This window comes from Geodermatophilus sp. YIM 151500 (assembly GCF_025716945.1).
In the GTDB taxonomy this organism is placed as follows: Bacteria; Actinomycetota; Actinomycetes; order Mycobacteriales; family Geodermatophilaceae; genus YIM-151500.
This window is the reverse complement of the sequence record NZ_JAOVZT010000001.1, coordinates 365331-378763: the sequence shown is the minus strand read 5'-3', so window position 1 is coordinate 378763 and position 13433 is coordinate 365331. Positions and strand designations below refer to the sequence as shown.

Sequence of the window (13433 nt, the reverse complement as noted above, 5' to 3'; positions counted from 1 at the left end):
ACCGACGCCGCTGCCCGCACCGACGCCGCTGCCCGCACCGACGCCGCTGCCCGCACCGACGCCCCTGCCCGCACCGACGCCCCGGCCGGCTCCGGCGTCGTCGCCGGCGGCACGACCCCGCTGGTCCGCCGGGCCGGGTTCGCCGTCGTCGCCGGCGCCGGTTCCTGGGCGGTCGCCTGCGCCGCCCTGGGGACCACCCCGCCGGCGGGCACCTGGCCGGCCACCGTGGTCAACCTGACCGCGCTCGCCTTCCAGGTCGGCCTGGCGTTCCTGGTGACCGCGCAGCTGCGCACCGGTGCCATCGGGACCGGGAGGCTCGCCCGGGGCCTGCTGCACGTCGAGCACGGGCTGCTCGCGGTGGCCATGGTGTCCTCGCTCATGTGGGCGCTGACGCCCGGGCTGTACGACACCACCGCCTTCCTGGTCCTGGACGTGTTCTGGCCGCTGTCCATGCTCGGCATGGCCGCCATCGGCGTCCGCATCGCGATCGCCGGCCGGTGGCGCGGTGCCGCCCGGTTCTGGCCGGCGGTGGCCGAGAGCTGGGGGCCGGTCGTCGTCCCCACGGCCTTCCTGCTGCCGACCGTCACCCAGTACGTCGGCGCCGCCCACCTGCTGCTCGGCTACGTGGCGCTCGGCCTGGTGCTGGTGCTGCGGCCGGAGCTGACGGGAGCGCGCGACTGATCCGCGTCCCTGCCCGCGCACGGCGGCGGCCCTCTCCCGGCGGAGGAGGGGGCCGCCGCCGTGTGTTGGATGGAGTGGTGAGCGACCGGCCGCTGGACGACGTCTGGTTCCCCCGCGACCTGCCGGTGCTGCGGGCGATCGCCCGCCTGGTCGACTCGCCGTCCTCCGGCGGCGCGCCCTACCTGGGGCAGGTGGTGCCGGCCAGCGGGCTGCCCAAGCCGGAGGTGACCGCGGCCGCGCGGGCGCTGGTGTCGGCCGGCTACGTCGAGGCGCTGACGAACGTGGCCGGCGAGGTGGTGCGCTTCACCGGGATCTCCGCCGAGGCCCGCCGGCTGGCCGGGCTGTGGCCGACGCCGCAGGGCGAGTGGGAGCGGCTGCGGGAGCAGTTGGCCGCCCGGGCCGAGAAGGCGCCCACCGAGGTGGAACGGGCCCGGTGGCGGGCGTTCGCCGAGGCGGCGTCGGCGATCGGCGAGCACGACGGCGCGCTGCTCATGGCGGCGCTCATCGGCGGCTACGTCCCCCGCGCCCGCTGACGGCGAGGGGTGCGCACGCGACAGCGCCCCCGCCCGGCGGACCGGGCGGGGGCGCTGCGGGTCCAGGGGATCAGAGCGGGTGGACGTTCGCCGCCTGCGGGCCCTTCTGGCCCTGCTCGATGTCGAACGAGATGCGCTGCCCCTCGTCGAGGGAGCGGTATCCGCTGGTCTGGATGGACGAGTAGTGGACGAAGACGTCCGGTCCACCACCGTCAGGGGTGGCGAAGCCGAACCCCTTCTCCGCGTTGAACCACTTCACTGTTCCTTCGGGCATTGCTCTCGCTCCTAGCTGAGGTCGTGCATCGGGGTCCTGCCATCGCGCAGGGCCTTCCCGACGCGACAACCCTAGTCGTCGGAGGACGGCGCCGAGCACCCCGGTCACGCGGGACCCACGCGGGACCCTCGCGGGACACGGACGCGGCCACGCGATCCGCCCGCTCGTCCCGGGCCGCGGAGGCGGCACGCCGTCCCCGGTGCACCGGCGTGGTCGGTTCCATCGGCTAGCGTCCGCCGACGTATCCGGGCATCCAGGGCCGGGCACACGGGAGCGGAGACGACCATGACCGGACCGCGCCGAGACCGGCCGCAGGCCCGTGCGCACGCCGACGTGACGCTGGTCGGCCGCGCCGTCACGGTGGTCGCGCGGGTGGTCGACTCGTCGGACGTCGACCTCGTCGTCCGCCCGGCCGGCGAGGCGACGTCCCGGCTCGCGGTCGGCGACGAGGTGCAGGTCTTCTGGGTCAGCGAGTACGAGGAACGCGCCCTGCCGGCCCGGGTCGTCGCCGTCGACGGCGCGGCGGAGACGCGCTGGCGGCTCGAAGTCACCGGCGCCCCCGAGGCCAGCCTGCGCCGCCGGGCCGTGCGCGCCCGGATGACCGTGCCGGTCGAGATCGCCTGGGACGGCGGGAACCTGCGTGGCACGACCGTCGACGTCAGCGAGAGCGGGATGCGGTCGCTGCTGGAGCCGCGCGGCCAGGCGCCCGGGCCGGGCACCCGGACCGAACTGCGGCTCGGGCTCGACGAGGGCGTGCTGGCGCTGCAGGGCGAGGTGGTCTGGCGAGACGTGGGCGGTGGCACGTGGCTGGTCGCCGTCCAGTTCCACGACGTGCCGGACGACGCCGTGGAGCGGCTGCGCCTCCAGGTGTTCCGCGCGCTGCGCGAGGAGCGCGACCTCATCGGCGGGTGACCCGGCCGTCCGCGGGCGCCGGGACGCGGCGCCGGGCGGGCTGGACCGCCCGCCGGCGGGGGGCGAGCATCGGGGACCGTGGACGGGCCGGAGCCGTTCGTCGGTCGGGAGGCGCAGCTCGGTGCCCTGGTGTCGGCCGTGGCGGCGGCCGGGCGCGGCGACGGGAGGGTGGCGTTCGTCGGCGGCGAGCCCGGCATAGGCAAGACCCGGCTCGTCACCGAGGTCGCGGCGCGCGTCCCGTGCCCGGTGCTGTGGGCGCGCTGCTGGCAGGGTGACGGGGCGCCCGCGTTCTGGCCGTGGCAGCAGCTGCTCCGCGCTGCCGTGGCCGGCGGACGAGCCGGCGGAGGAGCGGGCGACCGGCGCGCACCCGCCCGGACCGACCGTGCGGAGCTGGGTCGCCTGCTCGGGGAGACCGGGACGGTCGGCGCGACCGAGGGCGCGCGGTTCCGCCTGTTCGACGCGGCGGTCGACGTGCTCGCCGCTGCCGCCGGGCCCCGGCCCCTCGCCCTCGTCCTCGACGACCTCCACTGGGCCGACGAGCCGTCGCTGCGGCTGCTGCAGTTCCTGGGACGCGATCCGCGGGCCCGCCGGATCACGGTGATCGGGACCTACCGGGACACCGAGCTCGATGCCGGTCATCCGCTGGTGCGCTGCTTCGCCGACCTGGCCGACAGCGGGCTCCACGTCTCCCTCGGGGGCCTCGGCGAGCGCGACGTCGCCGCGCTCGCCGGCGCGCTGGCGGGCGGGACGGCGCTGACCGCGAGCGCGGTCTCGCGCCTCCACCGGAGGACCGGTGGCAACCCGCTGTTCCTCCGCGAGCTGCTCCGGCTCCTCGACGGCGACGATGCCGTCGACGCGCTCGGTGGCGGCGACCCGCCGCTGGTGCCGTCCAGCGTCCGTGCCGTGGTCGCCCAGCGACTCGCCCGCCTCTCGGCGCGGACCCACGAGGTGCTCTGCGCCGCCGCGGTCGTCGGCGCGGAGTTCGACGTCGGCACGCTGACCGCGCTGACGACCGGCACGCTGGACGAGGTGCTCGCGGCCGTCGGCGAGGCCGGGTCGGTGGGTCTGGTGCACCGGACCGGCGACGGGGCCGGCTTCGGTTTCGTGCACGCCGTCGTGCGGGAGGTCCTCTACGACGGGCTGGCCCATCCGGCCCGGGCCGGGCTCCACCGCCGGGTGGCCGCGCTGCTCGAGGCGGGCGGCGGCGTCGACCGCCTGCCGCGGCTGGCTCATCACCTCCTCCGGGGAGCCGTGGCCGCCGACGACCGCAGACGCGCCGTCGACCACGCCGTCCGCGCCGGCGAGCACGACCTCGGGCTGCTGGCCTACGAGGAGGCGGCGGGCTGGTTCACCCGGGCGCTGGACGCGCTCGGGGACGACGGTGCCGACGACGCCCGGCGGATCGACCTCCTCCTGGCGCTGGGAGAGGCGTCCCTCGCCGCGGGGGACCTGGCGCGGGCGCGGGAGGCCTACCGGCGGGCGGCCGCTCTCGCGCAGCGGGACCGGATGCCCGAGCAGCTGGCCCGCGCAGCGCTCGGCCTCGGCGCCGGCCTCGGCGGCTTCGAGGTGCAGTTGCTCGACGTGGTGCAGGTCGAGCTGCTCGAGCGAGCCCTCGCCGCGCTCGACCCGGGGCCGTCCGTGCTGCGCACGTGGGTGCTCGCCCGGCTGTCGGTGGCCCTGTCGTTCATGGACTCGGAGGCCCGCCGCCGAGGGCTCAGCGAGGACGCCGTCGCGATGGCGCGGCAGGTGGACGACCCGCGGGCTCTGGGCTACGCGCTGGCCGGCCACTGCGACGTCATCGCCGGCCCGGACTCCTGCGCGACCCGTCGCGCGGAGGCCGAGGAGGTCATCCGGCTCGGTCTGCGCGCGGCCGACCCCCGGCTGGAGCTGCTCGGCCGCCGGCACCGGCTGGTGGCGCTGCTCGAGACGGGCGAGGTCGGCGAGGCCGACGCCGAGATCGAGCGGTTCGCCCGGGTGGCCGACCGGCTGCGCCAGCCGCTCTACCGCTGGTACGTGCCCCTCTGGAAGGGCATGCGGGCCCTCATGCGGCGTGAGCTCGACGACGCGGCCCGCCGGCGCGCCGAGGCGGAGGACCTCGGGGCGCGGGCCGGGAGCGGCAACGCCGCCGTGCTCACCTTCACCCAGCGGTGGGTGCAGCAGCGGTACGAGGGGCGGTTCACCGACGCCGGCGCGGCGATGGCCGATGTGCTGGCGCGGGAGGCGGCGTCCGCGCCCCCCGTCACCGCCGGCCGCGGAGCGGTCGCCGCGGCCCAGCTCGGCGACCGCGACAAGGCGCGCGTCCTCCTGCGGCAGTGGCGGTCCGCGCCACCCCGTGGGCGGAGCGGGGACTCCGAGTGGCTCCCGGAGTCCGCCCAGCTGGCCGAGGCCGCCGTGCTGGTCGGCGCGCGCGACGAGGCCGAGGTCCTGTACGGGCAGCTCCGGCCCTACGCGCACCTCTTCTGCGTCGAGGGGATCGGCGCCGCGGTCCCCGGCTCGGTGTCCTGGTACCTGGCCGTGCTGGCCGGTTTCCTCGGCTCCGACGCCGAGGCACGCGCCCACGAGCTCCAGGCGCGGGCGGCGCATCGGCGGGTCGGCCTCGTCGGTGACCCCCCACCCCTCGCGGCGTCGCAGCCCGGTCAGCGGGCCGCGCCTCCCGCGGCGCCGGAGGCGCCGGCGTCGCTCGTGCGCGAGGGCCTGACCTGGGCCGCGTCGTACGCCGGGCGGACCGTCCGGCTGCGCGACAGCAAGGGCCTGCGCGACATCGCCGTCCTCCTCTCGCGGCCCGACCGGGACGTCCACTGCCTGGAGCTCGTGGGCGGCGCCGACGTCGGGGGCGAGCCCGGGCCGCTGCTCGACCGGCAGGCCCGGCGGGCCTACGAGGGCCGGATCCGGGAGCTCCAGGAGGAGGCCGACGACGCGCGGGCGGCGAACGACCCGGTCCGCGCCGAGCGGGCCGAGGCCGAGCTCGACGCCCTCGTGCAGCGGCTGGCCGAGGCGTTCGGGCTGTCCGGTCGGGTCCGGGCCACGGGATCGGCGGCCGAGCGGGCACGCTCGGCGGTGGGCTGGCGGGTCCGCGCCGCCCTCCGCCATGCGGCGCAGATGCACCCCGAGCTCGGGCGTCACCTGAAGAACGCCGTCCGGACCGGGACGTGGTGCTCCTACCGGCCGGAGGCCGCCGTGCGGTGGGACGTCGACGCGGGGTAGGGGACGCCGATCCGGCTCCGTCGCGTGCCGGGGGGCGAGGTGCCGCCTCCCGCCGGGAGGCCGGACCTCCCGCCTGTCCGGTGACGACCGCAACAGGGCGGTCCGCTCACCGGAGGAGACAGCGATGGCGACGACCGGAACGACGACGCGCACCCGGGCCGGCACGGACCTGCACGTGGAGGCATGGGGCGCCGGCACCCCCGTCGTGCTCGTGCACGGCTCCCTGGCGACCGCCGCCGAGGAGTGGGACGCCCAACGCCCCCTCGCGGACCAGGGGTTCCGACTGCTGGCACCGGACCGCCGCGGCTACGGGCGCAGCCCGGCCGCCGCGGGGGAGGACTTCCTGCGCGACGCCGAGGACATCGTCGGGCTCATGGGCGACGGCGCCCACCTGGTCGGCCACTCGTACGGCGGCCTCGGCGTCCTGCTCGCCGCCGCACGCAACCCCGAGGCGACCCTGTCCCTGGCACTCCTCGAGCCCGGTGCCTTCGCACTGGGCCAGCACGACCCCGCGGCGCGCGCCCTCGTCGGCGAGGTGCGGAGGATGTGGGACGCCGACGTCCCGGACGAGCAGTGGGTCGTCGGGTTCCTCAAGGCGGTCGGCAGCGATCCCGACGAGTTCCCCCCGGACTTCCTCGCCCTCGCCCTGCCCCTGGTGCCGGTGTTCCGCCGCGGCCGGCCGCTCTGGTACGCCGACCTGCCGCTCGACGAGCTCGCCGGCGCGTCGTTCCCCAAGCTGGTCGTCTCCGGCGGGCACAGCGCCGGCTTCGACGCCATCTGCGACGACCTGGCGGAGCGGATCGGCGGCTCGCGGGCGGTGGTCGAAGGCGCCGGGCACGAGATCCAGTTCACCGGCGCACCCATCAACGACGCCCTGCTCGCGCTGTGGCGGCAGTCCCGGTAGCCGGGACGGCGTCGTGGTCAGCGGGACCTCGGTGGGCGCAGGGTCAGCGGCCCACCGGGGTCTCCCGTGCGATCTCCCCGTCGAGCCGCAGAACCAGAGCCGGGTAGCAGCCTGGTCAGGCCTGCTCCAACGGCCCGCGTTGCCGCTGCGACCCGCTGTTCGGCGCACGTGTGGAGGAGGTCACACATCTGGCGTGTCACGAGGACGGGGTCGCCGGCGTCTCGTGTTCGACGGGCCCCCCGGGCATCGCCCACGACTTGCGAGGAGAAGTCGATGAACGTCGCTCTGTGGATCGTTGCCGGACTGCTTGCCCTCGCCTACCTGGTCGGCGGCGGCGGCAAGCTGCTGATGAGCAAGGAGAAGATCGCCGCCACCGGCGCCAGTGCCAGGTGGGTGGAAGGCTTCAGTGCTGGCAGCGTCAAGGCCATCGGAGCCCTCGAGATCTTGGGTGCGGTGGGTCTGCTCCTGCCGGCCGCGCTCGACATCGCGCCGGTCCTGGTGCCGCTGGCCGCATCGGGCCTGATGATGATCATGGTGGGTGCGGTCATCACGCGGATCCGGCGGCGCGAGTTCACCTTCATGATGGCGGACCTGGTGTATCTCGCCCTGGCCGGCTTCGTGGCGTGGGGTCGCTTCGGTCCGGAGTCCTTCACCGGCTGAGCGAGCAGGCGGCGCACAGCGCGGCATCGAGCACGGTCCTCAGGCCGTACCGGTGCGACGGCGCAGCGGCAGGGGCATCGCGCGCGAGCTCCTCCGCGGCGCGTTGGACGACGCCGCGTCCCAGGGACGCCCGAGGCAGGGCCGATCACGTCGCGCGGTCAGGTCCACCGTCCACAGCCGACCTGATCGCCGGCTGCGGGGTCGGCGCCCGCTCGCGGCGGGTCGGATCAGGCGTTCTCGCCGGTGGGGCGCCTGGCGCGGCTGGGTCGCACCCGCGTCGGCTCGCCCGGCATCTGCGGGTAGCGCTCACCGGAAGCGCTGTTCACGGCGGCGAAACCGCCTGTGGCTCGTAAGCGTCGGTCGGTGGGTCGTGGGGCGAGTTCACCGCCCCGCATCCCCGCTCATGGAGCCACTGACCGTGGCACTACGGCCACCGCCGCGGCATCCCCGCTGTCTGCGGCACGACGCTCGACGAGGCGAACACCTGCGCCGACGGGGGAGAGGCAACGGGGCACCTCGACCCGTGGGCAGAAGCGGCACGATTGCGTCAGACAGACGACCACCCGCTGGCGCTCGCGCCGCTCCTCGCGCAGCGCCGGGCCGGCAGCCGCCCGGGGGAGTGGGAGGCCCGTTGCTCCTCCGGTGCAGCGCTGGCAGCGTCGTGGAGGCAATCGGCATCCGGTGGGCGCCGTCGTGGGTGTCGGTCGGCGCGTGGAGGAAGTGCTGGAAGCCGACGTCGTAGAGCGTTGCCGCCGACTGGAGGCTCGCGATGTGGCCGCCGAGCTCGGAGGGATCCTTGTTGCTCCGCAGGACGATGGCCAGGGCGTTCCCGCGGATGGACGAGCGGATCCTGTGCTCGATCGCGCGGTCGCCGGGGTGCGGGGCCTCCCGGTCTGGCGGGATGGTGTTCAGCTACGGCGTGCTGGCGCTGCACCGCACGGTCGCACCCTTGCGCCGCGCCTCGCGGACCACCTCGTCGAGCAGCTGGAACGCCCGCTCGGCGCCCTCGAACGCCAGTGACCGGGGATCTTGCCGCAACTGCCGACGATCGAGGGCGGGCACGACGGCGAGAGGGGTCGAGGCGGAGTCGACCGAGACGGCGCCGGATCCCTGCGGCTCCCTCCGATCCCGGACCTGCGTGGAGCTGCACGGCGGTGGCCTCGGCGGAGCACCTCGATGACCGCCGTGGAGGACTGACCCCTGCCCCGGCCCTGGAGGGGCAGCCCTGACCGTGGTCCTCGGACGAGGTGTTGGATGACGGTCACCGCACGTCCTGCGGAGGGGCCGAGCTCCGTGACACCCGCCGGTTCCCCACGTCACGCACGGCGGTGCGGCACACCGGCACGGACGTCACCAGCGACCCGCGGTCGGCATCCGGTCGGTGCGTCACCTCAGCGACAGCATCGACGACCTCGAGGAGATCGCCCTCGATCGTCGGGTGATCCGACCCGCTACGTCTGCTGAGCGGCCGTCGGGCTCGACGGGATGGTGGAGCCGGTCCAGCGCTGGCCGGCCACTTCCAGCTCGCGTACCTTCAGCGAGCGGATCTCGATCTCCTCGGCGCGCAATCTCCGGATCACGGCGTCGGCGATGGCGAGCCGGCCGACGGCCATCGCGCCGACCGCGGTGACGGCGAGAGCGAGCGGACCCATCGCCGACGGCCCGAGAACGCGGGCACCGACAGCCAGCGCGCCGGTGACGCTCGCCTTCGTGGCGGTGGGGCCGGTCATCTGACGACGGATGCTGGACATGGTGCCTCCTCGGGCCGTCCGTAGGCGTGGCGAGTAACCGTTGCGCCTCCTCGCACCCGAACACAACCGCTTGGCTCATGTCTCAGCGCCTCCACCCGTATCCGGGAAGGACGCCCCTGCGTCGGAAGCAGGAACGAATGCCATCTTCCCCTCACCTGGTGCAAGGACCCCGAGGCGGTCATCACCACGGCCGCGCATCCGACGGCATCGCTGGACAGGTCGTCGGGGCGGATCGGTGCGGAGGCGGGTCATGCGGGCCGCTCTGCACCCCCCGGCGATCAACTCGTGTACAACTCTGGACGGTTGCTGTTGTACATTTCCGGCGTGGACGTCCCGGTGAGCACGTTGCGGGCCGAGCTCGCGGACTGGATCGACCGGGTCCGCCGTGGTGAAGAGGTCGTGGTGACCGATCGGGGAACGCCGGTGGCCCGCCTGATAGCGGTGGACTCGACCCCGCTGCTGGAGCGGCTGACCCGCGAAGGGGTGCTCGGTCGACCGCGGCGCACGGCACGACCCACCGCCAGTGGAGCACCGCGAGCGCGCGCCGATCGGCCGGTGTCCGAGCTGGTCGGCGAACAGCGCCGGTGACGCGGCCCGGTGGCGATCGTCTATTTCGACTCCAGTGCCTTCGTCAAGCTCGTGGTGGAGGAGGACTCCAGCGACCTCGCGGCGGCGTTGTGGGACGGTTGCGACGCGGCGGTCTCCAGCCGGCTGGCCTATCCGGAGGTGCGTGCCGCGCTGGCCGCCGCCGGCCGGGACCACCGACTGGAGGCGGACGCGCAACGGCAGGCCGAGGCGGCCTGGGAGGAGTACTGGGCGGCCACCCGGGCCGTGGAGCTCACCGAGGAGGTCGCCGCCCGCGCGGGCCGGCTGGCCGGCGAGCACGCCTTGCGCGGAGGCGACGCAGTCCACCTGGCCAGCGCACTCGCCGTCGGCATCGACGAGCTCCTGTTCGCAGCCTGGGACCAGCGGCTGCGCTCAGGAGCCGAGGCGACGGGATTCCGGCTCGCACCGAGGACGGCTCCGACCCCGTCGCGCGGTCAGGGTCACTCTCCACAGCCGTCCTGAGCACCGCCTGCGGGGTCGGCGCCCGCTTCCCCGCAGGCCGATCGACGGAACGCGGGTCCCGGTTGCGTCCGGCAGCTCGCCGGTGGGCACCGCTGGATCGCGATGCCCTTCGTGGGGCGAAGGGCGGAGTTCCGCCTCGTGCCGTCTCCCACCCGGAGGGTGCGCCGAGCCGGCCCGAGCTTGACCTTGGAGCCCGCTCCAAGGTCTAGCGTCCGCGCCGTGTCTCCCACCGCTGTGCAGGCGCTGCGCGTGTCGGACCTGGCGACGGCCGTCGGGGTGCGGCCCGACACCATCCGCTATTACGAGCGGGTGGGGCTCCTGCCGCCCCCGCGCCGCACTCCGGGCGGCTACCGGGCCTACGAGGCCGCCGCCGTCGACCGCCTCCGGTTCATCCGGGGTGCGCAGCGACTCGGTCTGCGCCTCGTGGACATCCGGCACCTGCTGGCGGTCCGGGACACGGGGGTTTGCCCCTGCGAACCCGCCGAGCAGCTCCTCCGGCGCCGGCTCGCGGAGGTGGACGCAGAGATCGCACGGCTGACCGCACTTCGAGCGGAGATGGCCGCGATGGCCGCCGCGTTGCCGGTGAGCGAGTGCCCTCCGCCGAGCCCCGGCACCTGGTGCCCGTCGACGGAGGGAGGTGACCCCACATGTTCCTGCTGACCTGCGTCTGCGACCCCGACTACGACGAGTCGTGCGACTGCGACTGCGGATGAGCGCCGGTACGTGACGGCGGGTGCCGGACCCGGGCCGGTACCCGTCCGGACGACCGATCACGATGCGCCCTCGCTGCCACCACCGAACTCCCGGTCATCCTGGATGGTCCCGAGGTCGCAGGTCTGCGTCCTGCCAGGCGCCGCCACGACGACGGCTCCGCAGGGACGCTCCACCTCCACACGCGCTGGGGATCCGCGTCGCCCGCAAGTCCCAGCTCTACCGCCTGGGCGGTGCGCCATGCACGAGGACCACTACGACGCCATCGTCGTCGGCGCGCGGTGTGCCGGGTCCTCCACCGCGATGCTGTTGGCCGGCTACGGCTACCGGGTTCTGGTCGTCGACCGTTCGACCTTCCCCAGCGACACGATCTCCACCCACCTGATCCATCCCCCGGGGATGGCGGCGCTGCAGCGCTGGGGCCTCCTCGACCGCGTCCTCGCCACGGGATGTCCGCCGATCGACACGTACGCATTCGACTTCGGGCCCTTCACCCTCGCCGGTTCACCGGCAGCCCCGGAGTTCCCCGTCGCGTACGCCCCGCGGCGGACGGTGCTGGACGCGCTGCTGGTCGATGCGGCGGCCGAGTCGGGCGCCGAGATCCGGGAGGGCTTCACGGTCGAGGAGCTGATCACCGAGGACGGCGCGGTCGTCGGGATCCGCGGCCATGGCAAGGACGATCGCCGCACCGTGGACGAGCACTCCCGCGTGGTCGTCGGCGCGGACGGCCTGCACTCCCTCGTGGCGCGCCTCCTCCGACCGGAGCAGTACCACGAGCACCCGCCGCTGCTGTGCGGCTACTACGCCTACTGGAGCGGCCTGCCGATGGGCGGCCGGTGGGAGGCGTACGACCGTCCGGATCGTGCTTTCGCCGCATGGCCGACCAACGACGACCTGACGCTGGTCATCGCCGGGTGGCCGTACCGGGAGTTCGTGGCCAACAAGAAGGACCTCGAGGGGAACTACCTGCAGACGCTCGAACTGGCTCCACGGTTCGCCGGGCGGCTCCGAGCGGCCACCCGCGAGGCCCGCCTCGTCGGTGCCGTCGTGCCCAACTACCTGCGCACGCCCTACGGACCGGGCTGGGTCCTGGTGGGGGACGCCGGACACAACAAGGACTTCGTGACGGCGCAGGGCATCCAGGACGCCTTCCAGGACGCGGAGCTGTGCGCCACCGCGTTGCACGAGACCTTCTCCGGGGAGCGTCCGTTCGACGCCGCCCTGGGCGAGTACCAGGCCAGACGGGATGAACGTGTCCTCCCGATGTACGAGTTCACCCTGGAGCTCGCGGCCCTGGAATCGCCGCCGCCCGAGCTCCGGCGCCTGCTCGCCGCCGTCCACGGCAACCAGGAGGCGACCGACCAGTTCGCGCGGGTCAACGCCGGGGTCGAGTCACCGGCGGCCTTCTTCGCGCCGGACAACGTCGAACGCATCCTGGCGGCAGCTGAGCGGCCACCGGGTCGCGGTCAGCTGACAGGCCGGTCGACTCGATCGTGGACCGTCTGACCCCACCTGCCGATCGCGCGTGCCAGGAACCGCTCGTGCCGAGCACTCACCGCGCGGTTCGCCCGTGACCGGCACGGTGCGAGTTCGGGTGGGTCGAGAGCTCAGGTGTCTCCGCTGGCAGGACGCCTGGCCCGGCTCGGCTGCACCCGCATCGGCTCGCCCGGCATCTTCGGGTAGTCGGGCGGATAGGGCAGGTCGCCCATGCCGTCGTCCACGGCCTGGCGATCGGCGAGCTCCAGCAGCGGCTCGATGCCGAAGGCGTGCTCGGCCAGGTCGGCGTGCTTGTCACCGACCTCGCGGAAGCGCGCGGGCATGGTCCTGACGTCGAAGTCGGTCGGGTGCACGTCGGGCAGCTCGTCCCAGTCGACGGGCGCCGACACCGGGGCGTGCGGCTTGGGCCGGATGGAGTAGGCCGAGGCGATGGTGCGGTCGCGGGCCATCTGGTTGTAGTCGAGGAAGATCTTCGAGCCGCGCTCCTCCTTCCACCACGACATGGTCACCCGGTCGGGCAGCCGGCGCTCCAGCTCCCGGCCGAATGCGATGACCGCCCGGCGCACCTCGGTGAAGGTCCACCGCGGCTGGATCGGCACGTACACGTGCACGCCGCGCCCGCCGGAGGTCTTCGGCCAGCCCCGCATGCCGAACTCGCCGAGCAGCTGGCGCACGTGCGGCGCCACCCACACCGCGTCGGCGAAGTCGGTGCCCGGCTGCGGGTCGAGGTCGATCCGGATCTGGTTGGGCGACTCGACGTCGGTCTTGTCGACCGGCCAGGGGTGGAAGGTCAGCGTGCCGAGGTTCGCGCACCAGGCCACCACCGCGACCGAGTCCGGGGCGATCTCGTCCGCCGTCCGCCCGCTGGGGAAGGTGATGTGCGCGGTCGGCACCCACGGCGGGGCGTTCTTCGGCACCCGCTTCTGGTAGAAGGCGTCACCGGTGTTGTCCATCCGGGTCGACAGCCGCGCGCCCTCGAAGACGCCACCCGGCCAGCGCTCCAGCGTCGTCGGCCGGTCCCGCAGCGCGGCGAGGATGCCCGGGCCGACGGCGACGAAGTACTCGACGACGTCGATCTTGCGGAGGCCGCGGTCGGCGAAGTACGGCTTCTCCGGGTTGGAGATCCGCACCTCGATGCCGTCGACGTCCAGGGTCACTGCACCTCGGCTGGCGTCCTTGCTGCCGGCCATGCGCACGCTCCGTCCTGGGGCACTCGTCGGGTCCGGGGGCGCCCGAGT

At 74.6% G+C, this 13433-nt stretch carries 14 protein-coding genes; 10 read left to right on the top strand and 4 right to left on the bottom strand.

All coding sequences use genetic code 11. The annotated features are described in order from the left end of the window. Together OF117_RS01670 and OF117_RS01665 are read left to right on the top strand one after the other, a co-directional pair. Window positions 1-681: hypothetical protein (locus OF117_RS01670; RefSeq protein WP_263551052.1), on the top strand; the 681-nt coding region annotated here is incomplete at its 5' end. Between the two features lie 77 nt (window positions 682-758). Continuing rightward, complete coding sequence (locus tag OF117_RS01665; protein WP_263551051.1) at window positions 759-1214, top strand: hypothetical protein; 456 nt, start codon at window positions 759-761, stop codon at window positions 1212-1214. A gap of 70 nt (window positions 1215-1284) precedes the next feature. Here the strand turns inward: OF117_RS01665 and OF117_RS01660 are convergent, their stop codons facing one another. Continuing rightward, window positions 1285-1488, bottom strand: coding sequence for a cold-shock protein (locus tag OF117_RS01660; protein WP_263551050.1), 204 nt, complete (start codon window positions 1486-1488; stop codon window positions 1285-1287). Between the two features lie 285 nt (window positions 1489-1773). Between OF117_RS01660 and OF117_RS01655 the strand changes: the two genes are divergently transcribed. From OF117_RS01655 to OF117_RS01640, 4 genes are all read left to right on the top strand, one after another. Continuing rightward, window positions 1774-2400 carry a PilZ domain-containing protein gene (locus OF117_RS01655; RefSeq protein ID WP_263551049.1) on the top strand — a complete coding sequence of 209 codons (627 nt, stop codon included), beginning with the start codon at window positions 1774-1776 and terminating at the stop codon, window positions 2398-2400. Between the two features lie 78 nt (window positions 2401-2478). Continuing rightward, complete coding sequence (locus tag OF117_RS01650) at window positions 2479-5604, top strand: ATP-binding protein (protein WP_263551048.1); 3126 nt, start codon at window positions 2479-2481, stop codon at window positions 5602-5604. 124 nt (window positions 5605-5728) lie between these two features. Continuing rightward, window positions 5729-6508 (top strand): alpha/beta fold hydrolase, encoded by a 780-nt coding sequence (locus tag OF117_RS01645; RefSeq protein WP_263551047.1) that lies wholly within the window; start codon window positions 5729-5731, stop codon window positions 6506-6508. 273 nt (window positions 6509-6781) lie between these two features. Then, window positions 6782-7168 (top strand): DoxX family protein, encoded by a 387-nt coding sequence (locus OF117_RS01640; RefSeq protein ID WP_263551046.1) that lies wholly within the window; start codon window positions 6782-6784, stop codon window positions 7166-7168. Window positions 7169-8080: 912 nt separating this feature from the next. On the opposite strand, the gene OF117_RS01635 is transcribed toward OF117_RS01640, so the two are convergent. Together OF117_RS01635 and OF117_RS01630 are read right to left on the bottom strand one after the other, a co-directional pair. Next, window positions 8081-8206 (bottom strand): hypothetical protein, encoded by a 126-nt coding sequence (locus tag OF117_RS01635; protein WP_263551045.1) that lies wholly within the window; start codon window positions 8204-8206, stop codon window positions 8081-8083. Between the two features lie 413 nt (window positions 8207-8619). Next, the gene (locus tag OF117_RS01630; RefSeq protein WP_263551044.1) at window positions 8620-8898 is read right to left on the bottom strand and encodes a hypothetical protein; all 279 of its coding nucleotides are present in this window, start codon (window positions 8896-8898) and stop codon (window positions 8620-8622) included. A gap of 345 nt (window positions 8899-9243) precedes the next feature. On the opposite strand from OF117_RS01630, the gene OF117_RS01625 reads away from it, so the two are divergent. The 4 genes from OF117_RS01625 (at window position 9244) to OF117_RS01610 (ending at window position 12204) form a co-directional block, all read left to right on the top strand. Continuing rightward, the gene (locus tag OF117_RS01625) at window positions 9244-9507 is read left to right on the top strand and encodes a type II toxin-antitoxin system Phd/YefM family antitoxin (RefSeq protein ID WP_263551043.1); all 264 of its coding nucleotides are present in this window, start codon (window positions 9244-9246) and stop codon (window positions 9505-9507) included. 9 nt (window positions 9508-9516) lie between these two features. After that, on the top strand, window positions 9517-9987 hold the full coding sequence (locus OF117_RS01620) for a type II toxin-antitoxin system VapC family toxin (RefSeq protein WP_263551042.1): 471 nt from the start codon (window positions 9517-9519) through the stop codon (window positions 9985-9987). Window positions 9988-10206: 219 nt separating this feature from the next. Continuing rightward, window positions 10207-10647, top strand: a complete 441-nt coding sequence (locus tag OF117_RS01615; RefSeq protein WP_263551041.1) for a MerR family transcriptional regulator — start codon at window positions 10207-10209, stop codon at window positions 10645-10647. Between the two features lie 291 nt (window positions 10648-10938). Next, window positions 10939-12204, top strand: a complete 1266-nt coding sequence (locus OF117_RS01610) for an NAD(P)/FAD-dependent oxidoreductase (protein ID WP_263551040.1) — start codon at window positions 10939-10941, stop codon at window positions 12202-12204. 101 nt (window positions 12205-12305) lie between these two features. Here the strand turns inward: OF117_RS01610 and OF117_RS01605 are convergent, their stop codons facing one another. Then, window positions 12306-13385, bottom strand: a complete 1080-nt coding sequence (locus OF117_RS01605; protein WP_263551039.1) for a DNA polymerase domain-containing protein — start codon at window positions 13383-13385, stop codon at window positions 12306-12308. Between the last annotated feature and the right edge of the window lie 48 nt (window positions 13386-13433).

Coding starts and splice junctions, on each gene's coding strand:
- OF117_RS01660 (WP_263551050.1), bottom strand. CDS start 1,488: ATGCCCGAAGGAACAGTGAAGTGGTTCAACGCGGAGAAGGGGTTCGGC.
- OF117_RS01655 (WP_263551049.1), top strand. CDS start 1,774: ATGACCGGACCGCGCCGAGACCGGCCGCAGGCCCGTGCGCACGCCGAC.
- OF117_RS01605 (WP_263551039.1), bottom strand. CDS start 13,385: ATGGCCGGCAGCAAGGACGCCAGCCGAGGTGCAGTGACCCTGGACGTC.
- OF117_RS01640 (WP_263551046.1), top strand. CDS start 6,782: ATGAACGTCGCTCTGTGGATCGTTGCCGGACTGCTTGCCCTCGCCTAC.
- OF117_RS01610 (WP_263551040.1), top strand. CDS start 10,939: ATGCACGAGGACCACTACGACGCCATCGTCGTCGGCGCGCGGTGTGCC.
- OF117_RS01645 (WP_263551047.1), top strand. CDS start 5,729: ATGGCGACGACCGGAACGACGACGCGCACCCGGGCCGGCACGGACCTG.
- OF117_RS01630 (WP_263551044.1), bottom strand. CDS start 8,898: ATGACCGGCCCCACCGCCACGAAGGCGAGCGTCACCGGCGCGCTGGCT.